General features: G+C 45.7%; 19 protein-coding genes and 1 tRNA gene. 14 read left to right on the forward strand and 6 right to left on the reverse strand.

What is annotated here, in order from left to right; translation table 11 throughout:
* Window positions 1-63 precede the first annotated feature (63 nt).
* The 6 genes from hemW (at window position 64) to OO016_RS05100 (ending at window position 5,333) form a co-directional block, all read left to right on the forward strand.
* Complete coding sequence (gene hemW, locus OO016_RS05075) at window positions 64-1,191, forward strand: radical SAM family heme chaperone HemW (RefSeq protein ID WP_266011367.1); 1,128 nt, start codon at window positions 64-66, stop codon at window positions 1,189-1,191.
* A 76-nt stretch (window positions 1,192-1,267) separates the two neighbouring features.
* Window positions 1,268-2,017 (forward strand): cyclase family protein, encoded by a 750-nt coding sequence (locus OO016_RS05080; protein WP_266011368.1) that lies wholly within the window; start codon window positions 1,268-1,270, stop codon window positions 2,015-2,017.
* A 35-nt stretch (window positions 2,018-2,052) separates the two neighbouring features.
* Window positions 2,053-2,676 carry a DUF4230 domain-containing protein gene (locus OO016_RS05085; protein WP_266011369.1) on the forward strand — a complete coding sequence of 208 codons (624 nt, stop codon included), beginning with the start codon at window positions 2,053-2,055 and terminating at the stop codon, window positions 2,674-2,676.
* Between the two features lie 20 nt (window positions 2,677-2,696).
* Window positions 2,697-3,098: a Dabb family protein gene (locus tag OO016_RS05090; RefSeq protein ID WP_266011370.1), complete on the forward strand. Its 402-nt coding sequence runs from the start codon at window positions 2,697-2,699 to the stop codon at window positions 3,096-3,098.
* 22 nt (window positions 3,099-3,120) lie between these two features.
* Window positions 3,121-3,483, forward strand: coding sequence for an MmcQ/YjbR family DNA-binding protein (locus OO016_RS05095; protein WP_266011371.1), 363 nt, complete (start codon window positions 3,121-3,123; stop codon window positions 3,481-3,483).
* Between the two features lie 17 nt (window positions 3,484-3,500).
* A complete protein-coding gene (locus tag OO016_RS05100; protein ID WP_266011372.1) occupies window positions 3,501-5,333 on the forward strand; it encodes a MutS-related protein in 1,833 nt (610 codons plus the stop codon).
* A gap of 15 nt (window positions 5,334-5,348) precedes the next feature.
* Here the strand turns inward: OO016_RS05100 and OO016_RS05105 are convergent, their stop codons facing one another.
* Complete coding sequence (locus OO016_RS05105) at window positions 5,349-6,449, reverse strand: DUF4407 domain-containing protein (protein ID WP_266011373.1); 1,101 nt, start codon at window positions 6,447-6,449, stop codon at window positions 5,349-5,351.
* Window positions 6,450-6,536: 87 nt separating this feature from the next.
* The gene (locus OO016_RS05110) at window positions 6,537-7,925 is read right to left on the reverse strand and encodes a dipeptidase (RefSeq protein ID WP_266011374.1); all 1,389 of its coding nucleotides are present in this window, start codon (window positions 7,923-7,925) and stop codon (window positions 6,537-6,539) included.
* Between the two features lie 119 nt (window positions 7,926-8,044).
* Between OO016_RS05110 and OO016_RS05115 the strand changes: the two genes are divergently transcribed.
* Window positions 8,045-8,126 (forward strand) — tRNA-Leu (locus OO016_RS05115).
* Between the two features lie 231 nt (window positions 8,127-8,357).
* Here the strand turns inward: OO016_RS05115 and OO016_RS05120 are convergent.
* The 3 genes from OO016_RS05120 to OO016_RS05130 form a co-directional block, all read right to left on the reverse strand.
* Window positions 8,358-8,489, reverse strand: a complete 132-nt coding sequence (locus OO016_RS05120; RefSeq protein WP_266011375.1) for a hypothetical protein — start codon at window positions 8,487-8,489, stop codon at window positions 8,358-8,360.
* A gap of 150 nt (window positions 8,490-8,639) precedes the next feature.
* Entirely contained in the window at window positions 8,640-9,986 is a 1,347-nt protein-coding gene (locus OO016_RS05125) for a sugar porter family MFS transporter (protein ID WP_266011376.1), read from the reverse strand.
* Window positions 9,987-10,036: 50 nt separating this feature from the next.
* Window positions 10,037-11,332, reverse strand: coding sequence for a 3-deoxy-D-manno-octulosonic acid transferase (locus OO016_RS05130; protein WP_266011377.1), 1,296 nt, complete (start codon window positions 11,330-11,332; stop codon window positions 10,037-10,039).
* 48 nt (window positions 11,333-11,380) lie between these two features.
* On the opposite strand from OO016_RS05130, the gene OO016_RS05135 reads away from it, so the two are divergent.
* From OO016_RS05135 to odhB, 6 genes are all read left to right on the forward strand, one after another.
* Window positions 11,381-12,535, forward strand: coding sequence for a DegT/DnrJ/EryC1/StrS family aminotransferase (locus OO016_RS05135; RefSeq protein ID WP_266011378.1), 1,155 nt, complete (start codon window positions 11,381-11,383; stop codon window positions 12,533-12,535).
* A gap of 26 nt (window positions 12,536-12,561) precedes the next feature.
* The gene (galE, locus tag OO016_RS05140) at window positions 12,562-13,581 is read left to right on the forward strand and encodes a UDP-glucose 4-epimerase GalE (protein ID WP_266011379.1); all 1,020 of its coding nucleotides are present in this window, start codon (window positions 12,562-12,564) and stop codon (window positions 13,579-13,581) included.
* 20 nt (window positions 13,582-13,601) lie between these two features.
* On the forward strand, window positions 13,602-13,976 hold the full coding sequence (locus tag OO016_RS05145; RefSeq protein ID WP_266011380.1) for a hypothetical protein: 375 nt from the start codon (window positions 13,602-13,604) through the stop codon (window positions 13,974-13,976).
* A 95-nt stretch (window positions 13,977-14,071) separates the two neighbouring features.
* Entirely contained in the window at window positions 14,072-16,891 is a 2,820-nt protein-coding gene (locus OO016_RS05150) for a 2-oxoglutarate dehydrogenase E1 component (RefSeq protein WP_266011381.1), read from the forward strand.
* A 77-nt stretch (window positions 16,892-16,968) separates the two neighbouring features.
* Window positions 16,969-17,853: a peptidoglycan DD-metalloendopeptidase family protein gene (locus OO016_RS05155; protein ID WP_266011382.1), complete on the forward strand. Its 885-nt coding sequence runs from the start codon at window positions 16,969-16,971 to the stop codon at window positions 17,851-17,853.
* Window positions 17,854-17,879: 26 nt separating this feature from the next.
* Window positions 17,880-19,115, forward strand: a complete 1,236-nt coding sequence (gene odhB, locus OO016_RS05160; protein WP_266011383.1) for a 2-oxoglutarate dehydrogenase complex dihydrolipoyllysine-residue succinyltransferase — start codon at window positions 17,880-17,882, stop codon at window positions 19,113-19,115.
* A gap of 37 nt (window positions 19,116-19,152) precedes the next feature.
* On the opposite strand, the gene OO016_RS05165 is transcribed toward odhB, so the two are convergent.
* The gene (locus OO016_RS05165; protein ID WP_266011384.1) at window positions 19,153-19,623 is read right to left on the reverse strand and encodes a retropepsin-like aspartic protease family protein; all 471 of its coding nucleotides are present in this window, start codon (window positions 19,621-19,623) and stop codon (window positions 19,153-19,155) included.
* Window positions 19,624-19,662: 39 nt separating this feature from the next.
* Between OO016_RS05165 and OO016_RS05170 the strand changes: the two genes are divergently transcribed.
* Window positions 19,663-20,430 (forward strand): TatD family hydrolase, encoded by a 768-nt coding sequence (locus tag OO016_RS05170; protein ID WP_266011386.1) that lies wholly within the window; start codon window positions 19,663-19,665, stop codon window positions 20,428-20,430.
* Window positions 20,431-20,472 lie beyond the last annotated feature (42 nt).

Consider the following 20,472-nt stretch of genomic DNA (forward strand, 5'->3'; position numbering starts at 1 on the left):
AAAGAGGATAAATACGAATATGACCTTAATACCGACTTTGAAGCCTAACTTACAGCAATAGAAATGTCCGGTATATACATACATATCCCTTTTTGCAAACAGGCCTGCCACTATTGCGATTTTCACTATTCCACTCAGTTAAAAAAGAAAAAGCCACTGCTTAATGCCCTGCAAAGGGAATTGGAGATGCGTAAAGGAGAACTGCCTGAACAATTGGTTGAGACCCTGTATTTCGGTGGAGGCACCCCCTCTTTAATGGAAGCCGAAGAGATTGCTGAACTTATTTCCAGGGCTAAAAGCATATATACTTTCCCAGAAGATCCGGAGATCACCCTGGAAGTCAACCCGGACGATGTTAGCCAGGACAAGGCCAGGCTTTGGAGGCAAATTGGTATAAATCGGCTAAGTATGGGGATACAATCGTTCTTTGAGGAGGATCTGAAGTTTATGAATCGCGCGCATAATGCTACAGAAGCCCGGGAAGCTTTGGAATGGGCAGGGGAATATTTTGACAATATATCCCTGGACCTGATTTACGGGTATCCTTTACTAACAGAGGAGAAATGGATGAAAAACCTGGAGACCGCACTATCTTATGAAATACCGCATATTTCGGCCTATGCACTTACGGTAGAGCCCCGAACCGCATTGCAATCGTTCATAGAAAAAGGAAAAGTTCCCCCTTTGGATGAAGCCCAGGCGGAGGCCCATTTCCGAATCCTTGTCAATACCCTTGAAAATGAAGGTTATGTACATTATGAGATCTCAAACTTTGGCAAACCCGATTATTTTTCGCAAAACAACACAGCATACTGGATCGGGAAACCCTATCTGGGAATTGGCCCTTCGGCCCACTCATTTTATGGGCGCAGGCGTGGATGGAATATCTCCAACAATAGCAAGTACATAAAATCCATTGAAGAGGGAAAAGCCCCTGTTGAATATGAAGAGCTAAGCGATCAGGATCGCTATAATGAATACATCATGACGGGTCTCAGAACAATCTGGGGCGTTTCCCCAGATGAGATTGAAAAGCGTTTTGGAGCATCTTACCGGCAGTATTTCCTGAACAGAGTGGCCGCGCATCTTAATAGTGGAGACTTAATTCTAAAAGGAGATGCAATAGTAGCCAGCCCATCCGGTAAATTCCTGATAGATGGCCTGGCCTCAGACCTCTTTCGAGTCGGGTAAATTAACAGGGTGAAGTTGAATAAATACACTGGACAGGTTGCCTTAAACTTTGTAACTTCACAGTAAATTGCATTGCATGATTGCCAGTATTCAATTACGAAGTAAAACCATCAAGGTAGACCTCAGCAAACCCCTGGATATTTCTATTCCTATCCGGGATGGTAATGAGAATGTAAATGCCTGGTATGTGGATCCACCCAAAATGCAACCCTATACCGATGGGGAATTTACCGGCAGTGTTCTTGAAGGTTCTGCAGTCAATTTTTACAAGTTCGAGTATATCCCGCATTCCCATGGCACACATACCGAATGCGTAGGACATATTACCGAAAAAGTACATTCTGTGAATTCCCATTTGAAGCAGTATTTTAATCTGGCAGAGCTCATTACGGTTGCTCCCGAAAAACTGGGAGACGATTTTGTTATTTCCGCTAAACAGATCAGATATGCCCTCAGAAACAAAAAGAGAGAGGCGCTGATTATTCGTACCCTGCCCAACATGCTGCAAAAGCGAACCCAGCAATATTCCAATACCAATCCCCCGTATTTACTCGAAGATGCTGCACATTACCTGGCGAGCAAAGGGATAAAACACCTGTTGATAGACCTGCCTTCTATAGACAGGGAGCAGGACCAGGGGGCCTTGCTGGCGCACCGGGCGTTCTGGAAATTGGAAGGGAAAGTTCGGTATGATGCTACAATTACGGAGTTTATCTATGTAGACAACTCCATAGAAGACGGGACATATTTACTCGATCTCCAGGTAGCCCCTTTTGAAAACGATGCCAGTCCTTCCCGGCCGGTTTTATATCAACCTATTCAATAGCCGGGCTTCCTCAGCATTCTTATTATCTTTAGCCCATGGAGAACAGTATTGAAATTGTTTTGGGCCTGCTTTTGGGGGCTATCTTTATGTTCTGGACCTACAACTTCTTCAGGAGGAAGAAAAGCAAAGAGCTAACCGAACATCAGTCTACCATATTGCTTCAAAAGATCCGCAGTGTTTGCAAATTGATGACAATTGAAGGGGATTTTGCCGAGATCTACCGGTATGAAAATACCCGCCAGCATTTCATGAGCCTGTTCAGCAGTAAGAAAAGGGCCCTGATCGTTATCAATGCGAGGGCACAGATAGGGTTCGACCTCAAGAAGGTGCATATGCATGCAGACAATGAGAAGAAGAAGATCATCATGACCAATTTTCCGGATCCGGAAGTGCTCTCCATTGAACCGGAACTTGAGTTCTACGACATAAAAAATGGTTTGTTCAACAGTTTCCGACCCAAGGACCTGACTACCCTCAACAAGGAAGCCAAGGAGCACATAAGGGAAAAGATCCCGGAAAGCGGATTGATGGAAACGGCAAAGCGGGAAGCCCTCGAGGCAGTGCTGCTGATAGAACAGATTGTTGAAACCATTGGTTGGACGCTTGACTATTCTGCCCTTGAAATAGATGACAAGATCCGATCGCGTCTACCCGATTAGAATGTAATTCAAATATAGATATGAAAAATTTCCTGCTTACCCTAACCCTTTTTGCGATGACTCTGTCTGTTTTTGGACAGGAATCCAAAACCGAAGCTGAATTTGATCCGGCATTTGTGCACAGTGTTTACTTCTGGTTGCAAAATCCGGACAGTGAAGCGGACAGGGCTGCATTTGAAAAGGCAATACACACCTTACTTGAAAACTCCAGGTATACCAAAACCAATTTTCTGGGAATACCACCAAAATCCAGCCGTGAGGTGGTTGATGACTCCTTTACCTATAACCTCTTTGTAACATTTGAATCTGCCGAAGCCCAGGAAGCCTACCAGGTAGAAGAAGCACACCTTGCGTTTATTGAAGAAGCCCAGTCGCTCTGGAAAAAAGTGGTGGTTTACGATGCAGAAGGCCAGGTCAGGTAAGCAAATTATTTAATACCTCGGGATGAATATTGAGCAATTCAGGGATTATTGCCTGAGCAAGAAAGGGGTGACTGAAGAATTCCCCTTCGATGAGGTTACTCTTGTTTTTAAGGTAATGGGTAAGATGTTTGCCCTGGCCCCATTGGAAAGGGTGCCTTCCCAGGCCAACCTCAAGTGCGATCCGGAACGGGCAGAGATGCTTAGGGAAGAATGGGATGGGATTATCATCCCTGGTTACCACATGAGCAAGGTGCACTGGAATACGCTTTACCTGGAACAACTCCCTGTTGAATTGTTAACGGACCTTATAGATCACTCTTATAATCTGGTCGTTGCCAGGTTCCCCAAAAAACTTCGGGCAGCCTGGGAAGAACTGCTGGATTAAATGAGTAAAAGTTGAATATGCCGCGAGGCAGGCACCTTAAGCTAATACGTATCTTTACCCCTCCAGAAAATTATAGCATGCAGGATCCCGGGACATATTATGAGCAAAGGCTAAAGGCTCTGAAAGAGCAAAAAAGTCAGGTTTCACGAAAACTATTGGGATACAGCCTTTCGCGTTTAGCGGTATTCGTGTTGTTCATCGCAATGATCTATTTCCGTTTTGGTGACTGGTTGCTTATAGTACTTTCCGGTATAGTTTCCCTGTGTCTTTTCGTTTTTTTGGTCCTTCGGTTTAACCGCCTGCAGTACCAGAACAATAAACTCAAAGCCCTTATTCGATTAAATGAAATGGAACTGCAGGTACTGGACGGACAATTCGATCAGCTCTATGCCGGAACGGAATACGAAGAGGGAGAACACCATTTTGCCCGGGATATTGACCTGTTCGGTGAGGGAAGTTTTTTTCAATACGCCAATCGTACAGGTCTTAAGGAAGGAAGGGATATGCTGGCCAGGTGGCTCTTGAGCAACCACATAGAGCAGGTCAAACTCAAACAGTTTGCTGTGCAGGAGTTAAGGGATATGACAGAATGGAGGCAGGATTTTACAGCAACTGCTTCCCTGCTGCAGGCTGATACAGACCCACTACAGCTAACCCGCTGGTTCCGGGAATACAAACCTTTTCTCAATAGTCGGTTCAGGATCCTGCCCGTGGCGTTCAGTCTTTTATCCCTGGCTTTTGTTTTTGGCTATTTCATGAACCAGATCTCAGGCTGGGGGGTTGTCTTATGGTTGTTTACAGGGCTTGGGATTACGGGAGCCTACCTGAAAAGAATCAATTCCATGTCTGTTTCTGCCTCCCGTGCCCTGAGTACTTTCCAGCAATACCATAAATTAATTGCCTTGCTCGAATCTGTTAGCTTCCAGTCCGAATTGCTCTCTAAAAAACAGGAGATATACCGGCAGGAACAGGATTCCGTTTCCCAGCTGGTTCGCAAGTTTGCCGATATCCTTCACGCCTTTGACCAGCGCAACAATATGATCTTTGGTTTTCTGGGGAATGGCTTTCTATTATGGGACCTGTATCAGGTTTACCGAATTGAGTGCTGGATACAGGACCATGGTGATAAGGTAGAGGACTGGTTTGAAGCACTCAGCTATTTTGACGCCAGTGTCAGCCTGGGAAATTTTGCATTCAATCACCCGGATTACCACTTTCCTGGTTTAAGTACAGATAAGGTACTCATAAGAGTAAAAGGGGCCGGGCACCCGCTATTAGACAGGAGGAGGCTGGTTACCAATGATTTTCAGATAAGTGAGAAGGAATTCCAGATTATTACCGGGGCCAATATGGCCGGGAAAAGCACATTTCTGAGAACGGTTTCCCTGCTCATTGTTATGGCTAACCTGGGCCTTCCGGTATGTGCCTCCGAAATGGCATACAAACCGCTAAGGCTGGTAACAAGCATGCGTACTGCAGATTCCCTGTCCCGGCATGAATCCTACTTTTTTTCGGAGTTAAAGCGACTGAAATTTATTGTGGATGAGATTGAGGACGAACCCTATTTCATTATCCTGGATGAGATCCTCAAAGGAACCAATAGCACGGATAAGGCCAGAGGTTCCCGCAAATTTCTGGATCGATTGCTTACTTCAACCTCGGCCGGACTCATTGCTACCCATGACCTCAGTCTTTGCGAAGCAGCTGATGCCCATGAGCAGGTGAGCAATTTTTATTTTGATGCCACTATCATCGAGGATGAATTGCATTTTGATTATCAATTAAAGCCCGGTATCTGCCAGAATATGAATGCTTCTTTCCTTTTAAAGAAGATGAGAATTGTAGATTAAAAAGGTGTTTTTCTATTACAGGCTTTTTATCTGCATATCGTGAAATGCATCTGCCTGTAACCGGAGCAATTCTTCGGCTTTTTGCTTTTTGTATGCGTAAACCGCTTCTTCTTCCCTGATCTCACCATAGATTTTTTCGTTCAGGGCAGCGTCAGTAGCCAGGATATCCTTCCGCTGACTCACCTTCTGCGTTACCCAGGATTTCACTGCCGTTTCCTCATCTTCGAGTTTATAGTCGTACGGGCCTTTGGGAGAAAGCAGTTTTACAACTATGGGAGAAGTCTCAATGGCAAGGAACAAAAGGAAAATAAAAAAGGACGGGAACCAGGGGAGTTTGCCCAGCGCATTGATGCGGGCCATTAAGCCGTCGAATCCGTCGATGATAGGCTGTGAATTTTCCACATTCTGTCCGTATTCCTGTTGCAGTGAAGCAATTTGTGCCTCTAAAGCTTCTATCTTTTCACCATTTTTTTGTTTGAGTTCGCGGAGTTCCAGCAAGGAGGCATCATGCTTTTCCCTCTTTTCCTTGTAAACGGGTCCCTTTCCAATCAATAAGGTTCCTTCCCGGCCTTCGGCCTCAGCGATGTAGGTGTCGTAAAGGGCATTTGTTTCGGCTTCCCTGGATGCGATTTCTCCCTTAAGATTCGAAATATCCTGGTTAAGGTTTTCTATTACAGGGGTATATTGCAATGCTATCTGTTCTTTATTGGCCAGGGTCATTGCGTTCTTTTCCTCCAGCAATACCTGGTTGATTTCCTTTTCGAAGATTTTCATTTCGAGTGGTTTGGATATAACCACCGCAATGATCACAGCCAGGAGAATCCTGGGAGTAGCCTGCAAAAATTCATTCCAAAAGCTATCCCTTTTTCTGATGGTTGAGACAATAAAGCGGTCCAGGTTAAAGATGAGCAAGCCCCATAGCAAGCCGAAAAAGACTGCGGTATATACATTGTCAAATACGGTATAAAGTGCATAGGCACTGGCAATAAAGGCCATTACGGCAGTGAAGAATACGGTGGCACCTATGCCAGCGTATTTGTTTTGTTCCCCGTTGGAACAGCTATTCAAAATAGAAGTGTCGGCCCCGGAACAGAGCACGAAAAAACGGCGTATCATAATAGTGTTCGTTTTTTGATTGTGACTATTAGAACGCCGCCCTGATGGATTTGTTACATTTTACGGCAGAAAGTTTATAATTTGCCTTTATTTCATCATTTCTGAATAGTATTTATAGAAGTAGGGAATGGTTTCAATGCCTTTCAGAAAGTTCCAGATGCCAAAGTGTTCATTGGGAGAGTGTATGGCATTGCTGTCCAGGCCAAAGCCCATCAGGATGGATTTGGTACCCAGTTCTTTTTCAAATAAGGCCACAATAGGTATGCTGCCACCATTTCGTTTTGGGACGGGCACTTTTCCAAATGTGGTTTCATAAGCCTTACTCGCAGCCTGGTAACCAATGCTGTCAATCGGTGTTACATAGCTTTCCCCGCCATGGTGTGGTGTAACTTTCACACGAACTCCGGGAGGAGCTATTTGTTCAAAGTGTTTGGAAAATAAATCCGTAATCTCATGCCAGTCCTGGTCAGGTACAAGGCGCATTGAGATCTTGGCATGGGCCTTACTCGGTATAACCGTCTTGGCACCTTCCCCTGTATAGCCGCCCCATATGCCATTTACATCCAGGGTAGGCCTGATGGAATTTCGTTCGTTTGTGGTGTAGGTTTTTTCTCCATAAACGGAATCGATGTCCAGAGCATTTTTATAGGCTTCCAGGTCAAAAGGAGCCTTCGCCATGGCCGCACGTTCTTCTTCGGAAAGTTCAACCACCTTATCATAGAATCCCGGAATGGTGATATGCTTGTTTTCATCATGCAGGGAGGCGATCATTTTGGCCAGTATGTTTATAGGGTTTGCCACGGCTCCTCCGTATAAACCGGAATGCAGGTCACGGTTCGGACCCATAACTTCTACCTCCACATAGCTCAACCCACGTAGTCCGGTGGTAATGGAGGGGATATCATTGGCAATCATTCCTGTGTCGGAGATCAGGATAATATCATTGGCCAGTTTATCGTGATTCTCCCTGACAAAATCGGACAGGCTCTCGCTGCCTACCTCCTCTTCGCCTTCAATCATGAATTTTACATTACAGGGAAGCAGGTTCTTCCTGACCATAAATTCCAGAGCCTTAACATGCATATACACCTGGCCTTTGTCGTCCGAGGCCCCCCGCGCAAATATGGCCCCCTGTGGATGCAGCTCATTGGTGCGAATAGTGGGTTCAAATGGCGGTGAATCCCAAAGTTCCAGGGGGTCCGGAGGCTGAACATCGTAATGGCCGTATACCAGAACTGTAGGCAGGCTTGGATCTATCGTCTTTTCTCCATAAACAATGGGATAGCCTTTGGTCTCGCAGATCTCTACAACATCACAGCCGGCATCTGAAAGTGCTTTGCTAATGGCTTCAGCCCCGTTGTAGATATCCTGGGAAAACGCAGAATCTGCACTGATGGTGGGGATTTTTAGTAGTTCAATAAGTTCCTCAATAAACCGCTCCCGGTTTTCGGCAATATAGGCCTTTATATCATCCATTATTAAGAGTTTGTAGTTCCACTAAAATTACAAAAAGGTGTGCTATTATTTTTCTGAAAAGCCTGTTTTTGAAAAGAAAAATTGCTTTATATTTGCAACCCCTAAACGTTTAGGGATATGCAGGCGTGGTGGAATTGGTAGACACGCTAGACTTAGGATCTAGTGCCGAAAGGTGTGAGAGTTCGAGTCTCTCCGCCTGTACAAAGTAAAGGCCCATCCATTTTTGGATGGGTTTCTTTTTTAAGAAAAGGGGAGACGAGAAGTCTATGCCACCCAACGTGGGGGTAAGTCTCTCCGCCTGTATGAAGTAAAGCTTCTCTTTTAAGAGGAGCTTTTTTTTGGACGAAATTTCTAATAAAAAAACCCTCCTGTCATGAAGGGTTGTTATACTTCAATTTTGCCTTTGCAAGCAGTGAAATCCTGATTTACAGTTTAGTTAAAGAAGCCGAACAGTGCCAAAATCAAACTGATGACCACCCCTGCCAGGATCAGCACCAAAATTACAACCATTACACTAAGGAAGCCGTTCAGGACACGAGTGCCTAAAGTTAAGTGTTCTTTCATCGTTCATATAGTTTCATACAATGTACAATTTAAACAATAAAGTAGCATAATCCCTCATTTTTAATCGATTAACGAATCGGCTGATCCGATTAATCGTACATTATTGCACCCCTAACTTTTGGAGAAACCTGGAATTTTTATCCCTAAACGCTACTTGTCCAAACCTAACTTCTTTTCCAAAGCTTCCAGTGAAACGCCCTTGGTTTCCGGCATCATGAACAACACGAACAGGAGTTGCAGCACCATCATAAAGGCGAAGAAAATAAATATGGGCCAGGGGTTGTCCCGAAATATCCCTTTATCGGCGTCCAGGAATATAGGTGTTAACAAGGTAATCAATGCTGCAAAAACCCAGTGTGTGCCGGTTCCCCAGGATTGCCCGTAGGCCCGTACACGATTTGGGAAGATCTCAGAAATGAATACCCAGATCACAGCACCCTGCCCAATGGCATGGGAAGCGATAAAGACCAGGATAAAAACAAGCAGCAGGGTAGAACTAGCGCCGCTGTAGAAGCACCATCCCACCATGGCAAGGCTTACAATATATCCCAGGGAACCGATCTTCATAAGCTGTCTCCTTCCCAAATAGTCTATTAAACGGATACCAATCAATGTAAAGATGAGGTTTACGATCCCGATGGAAATAGAACTGAAAAGGGATTCCCTGGCTGCGAGCCCGGCCCTTTCCAATATCTCCGGGGCGTAATACAATACAAAGTTGATTCCGGATAACTGGTTAAAAAAGGCTAGCAGGAAAGCCAGGATCAGGGGTTTTTTAAATCTGCTGGTAAACAACTTTTCCTGGCCGGCATCTGTTGTATCGGTATTCTTTATTTCAATGAGTTTTTCCTGCGCATGCTCTTTGTTTGACAGGTATTCCAGCACGGCCAGAGCGGCTTTTTCATCGTGCTTCCTGAGGATAAGCCATCTTGGGCTATTTGGTGTTTTCAGGACCATCAGCGTATAGATAAAGGCTGGAATGGCTTCCACTCCGAGCATCCACCGCCAGTCGTTTGCCCCGTCAAATCCTTTTAATAAATAGTTGGAGATAAAGGCTATAAAAATTCCGAAAACAATGTTGAACTGATACAATGCAACCAGTTTGCCGCGATTTTTTGAAGAAGCTATTTCAGAAATATAGATAGGTGCGGCTACCGAAGAAGCACCAACCCCCAGTCCGCCTACAAACCGGAAAACTGAGAACATATAGGGATCGTAGGCAAAGGCCGATCCCAGTGCCGAAATGAAATACAAAACACCAATCCAGAACAGGGTTTTTTTCCTTCCGAACTTAGAGCAAGGGATGCCCCCAAACAAAGCGCCGATTACTGTCCCCCAAAGGGCCATGGACATGATGAACATGCCGTGAAACCAAGGGGATGTATTCCACAATTCCTTTATGGGCAGGTTTGCCCCGCTAATCACTACGGTATCAAATCCAAATAGAAACCCGGCCAGTGCGGCCGTCAGGGAAATCCTGAAAATTTTGCTTTCCATGGTCAGTTGCTTTGGGTAAAGCTAACAAAAATTCCGATGAAGGATGATGCCTAGTTTTTCGGTCTGGAAAGTAAATGCTGTAGGTAATGGATGATCTTAGTGGTGGCACCGAGGTTGCGGTTTATATAATCAGAATTGATGCGACCAGTGTTGTTTCTCAGCTCCTCATTTTCCAGCAGTTCATCCAGCTTTTGGTTGAGTTCTTTGGCGCTGTTTACCGAAAAAACGCCCTCAAGGGACACCAGTTCTTCTGCCTCCCGAAAGCCCTCATACTGTGGTCCGATTAATACGGGGATACCGTAAACTGCGGGTTCCAGTGTGTTGTGCAGTCCGGTGGCAAAACCTCCCCCAACATAGGCTACCTGTCCAAATTGATAGATCCGGGTCAACAGGCCTATGGCATCTACAATGAGTACAGAAAAATCTGTTTCCCCTGAGGTTTTCAGTTCGGAAAAAGTAGTAACCGGTTTCTGAATACTTCTTTGCAGATTTTGAATATGCTCCTTTTTAATATCATGGGGAACGAGGATGAATTTAACTGGCTTGTCTGTCTGGTTGATGTAAGGAACCAGTAACTTTTCGTCCTCTGGCCAGGTACTTCCGGCAACGATACATCTGTTTTTATTTACAAAGGATGCAATCCGGGGTAGTATGTCTTTCTGCTGCAGGATCTCAGCAACCCGATCAAAACGGGTGTCCCCACTAACGGTAGAATTTTGGATGCCTACCTCTTTAAGCAGGTTGGCAGACTTTATATCCTGAACAAAATAATGCCGGAATTGTTTCAGTGCTCGCAGCATAAATGCCCCGTATGGCCTGAAATAGATTTGTTTTTTGTTGAAAATGGCGGAAATGAGGATTACCGGTATATTCCTCCTGCTAAGCTCCCTTAAATAGTTGGGCCATACTTCATACTTGATGAAAATGGCAACCTCAGGTTTTACCAGGTCAAGGAAACGCCTGCTGTTAGACCGGGTATCTAAGGGCAGGTAAGTAACCAAATCCGCATCTGGGGAATTTTTCTTGACTTCATAACCGGAGGGTGAGAAAAAGGTAATCAATATCTGATGGTGGGGATACCGGGTCCTTAGTTCTTTTACCACAGGTAATCCCTGCTCGTATTCTCCCAGGGAAGCAGCATGAACCCAGATCCGGGGTGCATTGCTTTCTAAATGCATTTCAAGGGAGGAAAACACTGCACGTCTTCCCTTATAGAAAAGCCTGAGTTTTCTGTTGAAAAAACTAGCTGGAACCAAGAAAATCCCAACCAGGGATACCAGGAAGTTATAGAGAATATACAAGCCCGAGTGTTTCGCGCTAAAATACACCACTTTTTCCCAATACATCGATCCCGCTTCCTTAATTTTGTAATATTGTAATTACAAACTCCATCTATGAAAAAGATACAGATGGTTGACCTGATTGGCCAGTACCAGGGCATAAAGGATGAGGTCAACGAATCCATAAACCAGATCCTCGATTCAGCTGCTTTTATCAATGGACCCAAGGTGCACGAATTCCAGGCTGCACTGGAGGCCTATCTGGGGGTAAAACATGTAATTCCCTGTGCCAACGGTACAGATGCCCTTCAGATTGCTATGATGGGTCTGGGCCTCAAACCGGGAGATGAGGTAATTACTGCCGATTTCACCTTTGCAGCAACGGTGGAAGTGATTGGCTTATTGCAACTTACCCCGGTATTGGTTGATGTGGATCCATATACCTTTAATATTGATCCTATTGCTATTGAAAAGGCCATTACACCAAAAACCAAAGCTATTGTTCCGGTACACCTCTTTGGTCAATGTGCAGATATGGATGCGATCATGGAGATTGCAGAAAAGCACAATCTGTATGTAATTGAGGACAATGCCCAGGCCATTGGGGCCGATCACCAGTTTAGGGACGGCAGCAAGAAAAAAGCAGGCAACATCGGCCATGTAGGTGCAACTTCTTTCTTCCCTTCAAAAAACCTGGGGTGCTACGGGGATGGAGGAGCTATTTTTACCAATGATGACGACCTTGCCCATATCATCAGGGGTATCGTAAACCACGGAATGTATGAGCGTTACCACCACGACGTAATAGGGGTGAACTCCAGACTGGATTCTATACAGGCAGCAGTCTTAAACGCCAAGCTTCCTCATCTGGATACTTATTGTAGCCAGCGCAGGGAAGCAGCCAGGAAATATTCCAGGGCATTTGCAGGTCAGGAACATATCGTTGTGCCGAAAACAGTAAGGGGTTGCGAGGGTATTTGCGATACCTGCGATTGCCATGTTTTTCACCAGTATACACTTAGAATTACCAATGGGAAACGCGATAAAGTAGCAGAGCACCTGAAACAAAAAGGAATACCTTTTGGGATATACTATCCAATTCCCCTGCACAGGCAAAAAGCGTATGAAGATACCCGATATAATGAAGCAGATTTCCCGGTAACCAATCTGCTGGTTACTGAAGTGATTTCCCTTCCAATGCATACGGAACTGGACGACGAGCAGATTTCCTTTATCACCAGTGCAATAATTGAAGCGGTTAATGGTTAATTATCCTGGATAATATCAGTTATTAAATGAAAATACTAGTAACCGGAGGCCTTGGTTTTATAGGCTCGCATACGGTAGTTGAATTACAGGCAGAGGGGTTTGAAGTGGTCATTATAGACGACTGCTCTAACGCTTCAGAAAATGTACTGGACGGGATATCCGCCATTAGTGGCGTCCGTCCTCTTTTTGAAAAACTGGACCTCAGGATAAAGCATGATGTCCTAGGGTTTTTTGAAAGACACCCTGATCTGGGAGGGGTTATACATTTCGCAGCTTCCAAGGCGGTGGGCGAAAGTGTTGAGAAACCCCTTTTGTATTATGAGAATAACCTGAACACACTGGTTTACCTTCTTCAATGTCTGGGCAGTAAGGAACAAGCTCCCTTCATATTCAGTTCGTCCTGTACGGTCTACGGACAGGCAGATAAAATGCCAATTACTGAAGACGCACCTGTTAAACCGGCCGAATCCCCATACGGGAATACCAAGCAAATAGGGGAAGAGATCCTCCGGGATAGCTGCAGGGTAATACCACAATTGAAGGTAGTGGCCCTGCGCTATTTCAATCCCATTGGAGCGCATCCCTCTGCAGATATTGGGGAGCTGCCAATTGGCGTGCCCCAGAACCTGGTGCCTTTCATCACACAAACAGCAGCCGGACTTCGCGAAAAACTTTCGGTTTTTGGGAATGATTACCCTACTCCGGACGGTACCTGTATACGGGATTATATTCATGTAGTAGACCTTGCAAAGGCCCACGTGGTAGCCCTTCAGCGCATTCTCAATGGAAAGCAGAAGGAGAATTACGAAGTGTTCAATATTGGAACAGGCAAAGGCAGTTCGGTGCTGGAAGTGATCAAAAGTTTTGAACGGGTTTCAGGACGTTCCCTGAATTACGTCATCGCTGATAGGCGTCCAGGCGATATCATCAGTGCTTATGCGGATACCACCAGGGCCAATGAAGAATTGGGCTGGAAGGCAATCTCTACCCTGGATGATGCCATGAAATCGGCCTGGGACTGGGAACGGAAGATCCGCAATATCTAGAGCCATTATTCCCGGGTTTTATGACAAACTCCAAAGACAAGCTCCCGGAATTTGAGAACAGCCTTAGCCTTTTGCAGGGTGCCTCTGCAAAGGCGCTTTATAAAGCACTGATCAATCAATTGTCCAGGGATTTTGGAAGGGCCAATATCCTGGCGTCTTTTCATGAGGAAATGACCCCTGAAGAACTGTTGGCAGCCCTTAAGGAAAAACTCTACGTGCTGCTACTTGAGCACTTCGATGATTACCTGAATCTGATGTACCTCATAGATGTGCCCGAAAGCGCATTGAAGGATCTTAAACTTACGGATGCAGTGGAGGTTGCCGGACAACTTTCTTTCCTAATTCTGAGGAGGGAATGGCAAAAAGTATGGCTTAAAGCCCATTACCGCTCCTGAAACTGTTGATTTTGTGTCCTTGTGCCTCATGAGGTAACTATTTATTGTTGTATTTTTGACATTAATTTTGAATCTACGAAAGCAGCCCTTTTGCTATGGACAAATATTCCTTTCTGAATACGGCCCACACTTCTTTTTTTGCACAGCTATATGACCAATATCTGATTAATCCGGATAGTGTAGAACCCAGCTGGAGGGCATTTTTCCAGGGATTCGACTTCGGTATGGAAAGTGCGTTGGACGAGGCTGGCATTGCACCTGCTGAAACCACGGTAACCCTGCCTACCGGAGAGCAGATAGAAGTTCCGGAATCCTTTCATAAGGAGTTCCAGGTAGTTCGTTTGATTGATGGCTACCGAAGCAGGGGACACCTGTTTACCAAGACCAATCCGGTTAGGGAACGAAGAAAATATTCCCCTACACTTGCCATAGAAAATTTTGGTCTGTCAGAGGCAGACCTCGACACTGTTTTCAATGCCGGTGAGATTATTAATATCGGAGCCGCCAGTTTACGTGATATCATCCTGCACCTGCAAAAAATTTATTGCGATGCCATTGGTGTAGAATACATGTACATTCGCCATCCGGAGCATGTACAGTGGATCCAGAGCCGACTAAACGTAAACAGCAACCAGCCGGACTTCACGGTTAATCAGAAAAAGCACATCCTCAGAAAACTCAATCAGGCTGTGTCCTTTGAATCCTTCCTGCACACCAAATATGTGGGGCAGAAGCGATTTTCTCTTGAAGGGAACGAATCCCTAATTCCCGGACTGGATGCAATTGTAGAGCGCGCAGCGGATATGGGGGTGAAACAGTTTGTAATGGGGATGGCCCACCGCGGTCGACTGAATGTGCTTACCAACATTTTCGGAAAATCTGCCAAGGATATATTTAGTGAATTCGATGGCAAGGACTACGAACAGGAAATCTTTGACGGGGATGTAAAATATCACCTGGGGTGGACTTCCGTGCGTAATACCGATAACGGGAACAAGATCAACATGAATATTGCTCCGAACCCATCTCACCTGGAAACAGTGGGAGCTGTGGTTGAAGGTATTACCCGTGCCAAGCAGGACATGCATTATCCGGATGATTTTTCCAAAGTGCTGCCAATCGTTGTGCATGGTGACGCTGCCATTGCCGGACAGGGCATTGCCTATGAAGTGGTCCAAATGGCCTTGCTGGAAGGGTACCGTACCAATGGCACCATTCACATTGTGGTAAACAACCAGATCGGTTTTACAACCAACTACCTGGACGGACGATCATCTACCTATTGCACGGATGTGGGTAAGGTAACACTAAGCCCGGTGCTTCACGTTAACGCAGATGATGTGGAAGCTGTGGTGCACGCCTCCCTTTTTGCCCTGGAATACCGCATGCGATTTAAGCGCGATGTATTCCTGGACCTTTTGGGGTACAGAAAGTACGGGCATAACGAAGGTGATGAGCCCAGGTTTACCCAGCCAAAACTCTACAAAATAATCGCAAAACACCCCAATCCCAGGGATATCTACGCCCAGAAGCTAATTGCAGAAGGTATTATTGATGAGAACTATGTGAAGTCGCTGGAAAAGCAATTCAAAGACAGCCTTGAAGAGGAGCTGGAAGATTCCAGGAAAGAAGATAAAACCGTAATAACTCCCTTCATGGAAGATGAATGGAGTGGTTACAGGAGGGTAAGGGAATGGGAAATGATGGATGATGTGGATACCTCTTTTGACAGGGAACATTTGTCGGCCATTGCCCGTGCCATTACTGAATTGCCCGAAGGCAAAAAATTCCTCCGCAAGGTTGAAAGGCTGGTTAGTGACAGGAGGAAGATGTTCTTTGAAACCGACAAGCTGGACTGGGCCATGGGAGAATTACTCGCCTATGGAACTCTTCTGGAAGAGGGTTATAGCGTTCGTATGTCGGGACAAGACGTGGAACGTGGAACGTTTTCACACCGCCATGCGGTAATGAAGGTAGAGGAAAGTGAAGAGGAAGTTATGTTGCTGAATCATATTTCGGAAAAGCAGGGCAGGTTCCAGATCTACAATTCACTGCTTTCGGAATACGGGGTTGTTGGCTTTGATTATGGTTATGCCATGGCAAGCCCCAATACACTTACGATCTGGGAAGCCCAGTTCGGGGATTTTAGCAACGGGGCCCAAATTATGATAGATCAGTACATATCCGCAGCCGAAGACAAGTGGAAACTTCAGAACGGCCTGGTAATGTTGCTGCCCCATGGTTATGAAGGACAGGGAGCAGAACACTCCTCTGCCCGAATGGAGCGTTATCTGCAGTTATGTGCCAGGGATAATATGTATGTAGCCGATTGTACCACCCCGGCCAATATGTTCCATCTGCTGCGAAGACAGATGAAAGCCAGTTTCAGGAAACCCCTTATCGTGTTTACCCCTAAGAGCTTGTTGCGCCATCCCCGGGCCGTTTCCTCCGTAGATGAGTTTGTCAATGGCACCTTTCAAAAGGTAATTGATGATGCCACTGCCGACCCTGAAAAGATAAAATCCCTGGTATTCTGTACTGGGAAGTTTTATTACGATTTACTGGCTGTTAAGGAAGAAACCGGGCGTGATGATGTTGCACTGGTTAGATTGGAGCTACTCTTCCCGCTGCCTGATGAAGACATCAGGAGGTTGCTGAAAAAATACAACAAGGCCGATGATTGGGTATGGGCCCAGGAGGAGCCGCGTAATATGGGTGCCTGGACGCACTTCTTCACCCACCTTGATGAAGCCCGGAATTTCCGCGTGGCCTCCAGAAGGTTCTATGCTTCACCGGCTGCTGGTAGTGCAGTAAGGTCAAGAATGAGGCACCAGCAGGTAATTGACTATGTATTCGATAAGAGCAAAGATAATATGACGCGTAAGGTCACTCAGAGTGAATACGGGAAGAAGTGAGGCATTTTTTGTTCATATTGATGTTGTTGGGATGTTTCCGCCTTTGTGCACAGGAAGAACTGCCAAATTATGCGCGAATGGCTCAGGTATTTTCTGATATGTACAACAGTACCAATTACGATGGCATCTATGAGCTTTATGATACAGGGATGAAAAAGGCGTTCACGCTTATGGAGACCCGGAATTTTTTCAGGGAAAATGTGAACCGCCTAACCGGGGATATCAAAACAATGGGCTTTGTAGGCTTTCGCGATGGTGCACACGTTTATCGGGTGGAATTTGACCGTTCTGTTGCTGATTTGGTGCTTTCCCTCAACGGGCAAAACCAGATTAACGGCTTGTTTCTATCGCCGCCAAAACCCCTGAGAACACCTGTTATTGAACGCAATTCCACTCCTGTGATACTCCCCTTCGAAGAGGAGTGGTTTGTGTACTGGGGAGGTACAACCGAAGCCCAGAACTATCATGTAAGGGAAATGAGCCAGCAATACGCTTATGATTTGCTCATGGTGAAGGATGGCTCCTCTTTTGACGGAGATCCAAAAGAAAATGAAAGCTATTTTGCTTTTGGAAAAAACATTATTGCCCCCTGCAATGCACGGGTAGTACAGGTAATAGATGGGGTGCCTGATAACATCCCTGGAGAAGTGAACCCGAGGGACCTAACGGGAAATACCCTAGTTTTGCAAACTGACCTCGGGGAATTTATCCTGTTTGCCCACCTGCAGGAAGGTTCGATAATAGTGGAAGAAGGTCAGGAAGTGGTACAGGGTGAACTTATGGCAAAATGTGGCAATTCGGGCAATTCAACCGAACCTCATTTGCACCTGAGTTTGCAGAATACTCTGGAAATGAATGATGCGATAGGAGGCAAGCTTTTTTTTGAACGCATACTGGTAGACGGGCAGTTGCAGGTAGATTACCTGCCGGTCAAGGAACAGTTTGTAAAAAACACGAATTAATTTAATTATTGATAAAAGGATAACTCATGATCTTAGAAATGAAGGTTCCCTCTCCAGGGGAATCTATAACTGAAGTGGAAATAGCCGAATGGTTGGTGAGTGATGGCGATTATGTAGAAAAGGACCAGGCTATTGCTGAAGTGGATTCGGACAAGGCTACTCTTGAACTTCCCGCTGAGGAAAGCGGTATTATTACCCTGAAGGCAGAGGAGGGCGATGCAGTTGCAGTGGGGCAGGTAGTATGCTTGATTGATACCAGTGCAAAAAAGCCGGAAGGTGCTGCAGTCCAAGACGCTAATGGAGAAGCTAAAGTGGAAGAAACGCCAAAGGCGGCAGAACCGGAAAAAACCACTTCTTCAGCAGAGTCAGAAACGGCTTCTACCTATGCTACGGGAACGGCTTCTCCGGCCGCTAGGAAGATCCTTGACGAGAAAGGTATTGACCCGGCTACGGTAAAGGGCACAGGCAAGGATGGCAGGATCATCAAGGAGGATGCAGTGAAAGCCGTTCCGGCTATGGGAACACCCACTGGGGGAAGCAGGGGCGAAAGCCGGACAAAACTTTCCATGCTCCGCAGGAAGGTCGCAGAAAGGCTGGTGTCTGCCAAGAATGAGACTGCTATGCTTACTACCTTCAACGAGGTAGACATGTCTGCAATATTCGAGCTTAGAAAGGAATACAAAGAAATATTTAAGGAACAGCATGGGGTAAGCCTTGGTTTCATGTCATTTTTTACCAAAGCTGTTATCCGTGCCCTGCAATTATTCCCGGCCGTGAATTCAATGATAGACGGCAAGGAAATGATCACCTACGATTTCTGTGATATAAGCATAGCCGTTTCCGGTCCGAAAGGATTGATGGTGCCCGTTATACGAAACGCTGAGAACCTTACTTTCCGCGGTATTGAAGCCGAAGTGAAAAGGCTTGCGATACGGGCGCGTGATGGACAAATTACCGTGGATGAGATGACAGGGGGAACCTTTACTATCTCTAACGGAGGGGTATTCGGTTCTATGCTTTCCACCCCCATCATCAACCCCCCTCAGAGTGGTATACTCGGAATGCATAACATTGTAGAGCGGCCTGTGGTGAAAAATGGGGCTGTAGCCATAGCTCCCATAATGTATGTGGCCCTTTCCTATGATCACCGCATTATTGACGGGCGTGAATCTGTTGGCTTCCTGGTTGCGGTTAGGGAAGCACTGGAAAATCCAGTGGAAATCCTGATGGAAGGGAACGTGAAAAAGGCACTGGAACTTTAGGAGAAGGATTAAAAGAAATGGAATGTGTCCTCTGAGATTATGTTTTGGAGGACATTTCTTTTTTGGGGTTTAACCTGAGATACAGGCACTTTTTATCATAATCAATAACAGCCTTTGCCTTTTTCAGGACGTCTGCCCCTATGATGCCATCAACCGGCAGGGCCTCATGGGCTACCAGGGCTTCATTCACGTGGACCAGGTCAAAGAGCACCAGTTTGAGTTTGTTTTTTGTCCAGGCACCGATCTCCAGCTTGTTCTTTGAAGAAATCAGTGTGGCCATATCAGTAGCTCCGGCACCTGCAGCCTTTACTTCGGACTCTTTTGTGGTGAGCTTAAAGTAATCTATTTTATCGAAACTTACACAGGTATTGGATGCACCCGTGTCAACAATGAAACGCCCGGGTTGCCCGTTGATTTTGGCCCTCAATTCAAAATGGTTTGTGGCAGTATATACCAGGGGAATTCTGACGTAGTTTTTCTTTTCCAGAAACTTCCTGAGACTGGCCATAATCGGTTATTTTGACAAAGATAATCCTATTTTTGTTCCATGGTTATTACGGACACACATTGTCATCTTTATCTGGAGGCGTTTGAGGAAGACCTGGAAGCGGTCATGAGCCGGGCAAATGCAGAAGGGGTTTCACGATTCTTTATTCCTGCTATTGATTCCGGATACACACAGGCCATGCTCGATCTGAAAGGGGCCTTTCCAGACCAGGTATTTCTGATGGCGGGCCTGCATCCCACCCATGTGAAGGAAAATTACAGGCAGGAGCTGGAACATGTTAAAACCCTGCTTGATCATGGTAATTATTGCGCTGTGGGTGAGATCGGTATCGACCTGTACTGGGATAAGACTTTTATCAGGCAACAGCAGGAAGCTTTCCGGATCCAGATACGGTGGGCTAAAGAATATGGATTGCCCATTGTTATTCATTGCCGTGAATCCTTTGATGAGATATTTGAAATACTGGAAGAGGAAAAAGGGAATGATTTAAGGGGTATCTTCCATTGTTTTACCGGAACCCTGGAACAGGCCCATAGGGCTATTGGATACAATATGAAGCTGGGGATAGGGGGTGTGGTTACCTTCAAAAATGGAAAGATTGACCAGTTTATTGATCAGATCGACCTGGAGCATATTGTACTCGAAACGGATTCCCCCTATCTGGCGCCAGTGCCCTATCGCGGAAAAAGAAACGAAAGCAGCTATCTTAGGCAGGTCATTGATAAACTGGCCACCCTTTACAACATACCCGGGGAAGAAATAGCACGTATCACCACGGTAAACTCCAGGGCTGTTTTTGGAATGTAAAATAAATCGGTACTCATGTACCGCAATTGAAGAAGTTGGTAT

It is taken from the genome of Lentiprolixibacter aurantiacus, assembly GCF_026241225.1.
GTDB lineage: Bacteria > Bacteroidota > Bacteroidia > Flavobacteriales > Flavobacteriaceae > Lentiprolixibacter > Lentiprolixibacter aurantiacus.

Coding starts and splice junctions, on each gene's coding strand:
- hemW (WP_266011367.1), top strand. CDS start 64: ATGTCCGGTATATACATACATATCCCTTTTTGCAAACAGGCCTGCCAC.
- OO016_RS05080 (WP_266011368.1), top strand. CDS start 1,268: ATGATTGCCAGTATTCAATTACGAAGTAAAACCATCAAGGTAGACCTC.
- OO016_RS05085 (WP_266011369.1), top strand. CDS start 2,053: ATGGAGAACAGTATTGAAATTGTTTTGGGCCTGCTTTTGGGGGCTATC.
- OO016_RS05090 (WP_266011370.1), top strand. CDS start 2,697: ATGAAAAATTTCCTGCTTACCCTAACCCTTTTTGCGATGACTCTGTCT.
- OO016_RS05095 (WP_266011371.1), top strand. CDS start 3,121: ATGAATATTGAGCAATTCAGGGATTATTGCCTGAGCAAGAAAGGGGTG.
- OO016_RS05100 (WP_266011372.1), top strand. CDS start 3,501: ATGCCGCGAGGCAGGCACCTTAAGCTAATACGTATCTTTACCCCTCCA.
- OO016_RS05105 (WP_266011373.1), bottom strand. CDS start 6,449: ATGATACGCCGTTTTTTCGTGCTCTGTTCCGGGGCCGACACTTCTATT.
- OO016_RS05110 (WP_266011374.1), bottom strand. CDS start 7,925: ATGGATGATATAAAGGCCTATATTGCCGAAAACCGGGAGCGGTTTATT.
- OO016_RS05120 (WP_266011375.1), bottom strand. CDS start 8,489: ATGAAAGAACACTTAACTTTAGGCACTCGTGTCCTGAACGGCTTCCTT.
- OO016_RS05125 (WP_266011376.1), bottom strand. CDS start 9,986: ATGGAAAGCAAAATTTTCAGGATTTCCCTGACGGCCGCACTGGCCGGG.
- OO016_RS05130 (WP_266011377.1), bottom strand. CDS start 11,332: ATGTATTGGGAAAAAGTGGTGTATTTTAGCGCGAAACACTCGGGCTTG.
- OO016_RS05135 (WP_266011378.1), top strand. CDS start 11,381: ATGAAAAAGATACAGATGGTTGACCTGATTGGCCAGTACCAGGGCATA.
- galE (WP_266011379.1), top strand. CDS start 12,562: ATGAAAATACTAGTAACCGGAGGCCTTGGTTTTATAGGCTCGCATACG.
- OO016_RS05145 (WP_266011380.1), top strand. CDS start 13,602: ATGACAAACTCCAAAGACAAGCTCCCGGAATTTGAGAACAGCCTTAGC.
- OO016_RS05150 (WP_266011381.1), top strand. CDS start 14,072: ATGGACAAATATTCCTTTCTGAATACGGCCCACACTTCTTTTTTTGCA.
- OO016_RS05155 (WP_266011382.1), top strand. CDS start 16,969: ATGGCTCAGGTATTTTCTGATATGTACAACAGTACCAATTACGATGGC.
- odhB (WP_266011383.1), top strand. CDS start 17,880: ATGATCTTAGAAATGAAGGTTCCCTCTCCAGGGGAATCTATAACTGAA.
- OO016_RS05165 (WP_266011384.1), bottom strand. CDS start 19,623: ATGGCCAGTCTCAGGAAGTTTCTGGAAAAGAAAAACTACGTCAGAATT.
- OO016_RS05170 (WP_266011386.1), top strand. CDS start 19,663: ATGGTTATTACGGACACACATTGTCATCTTTATCTGGAGGCGTTTGAG.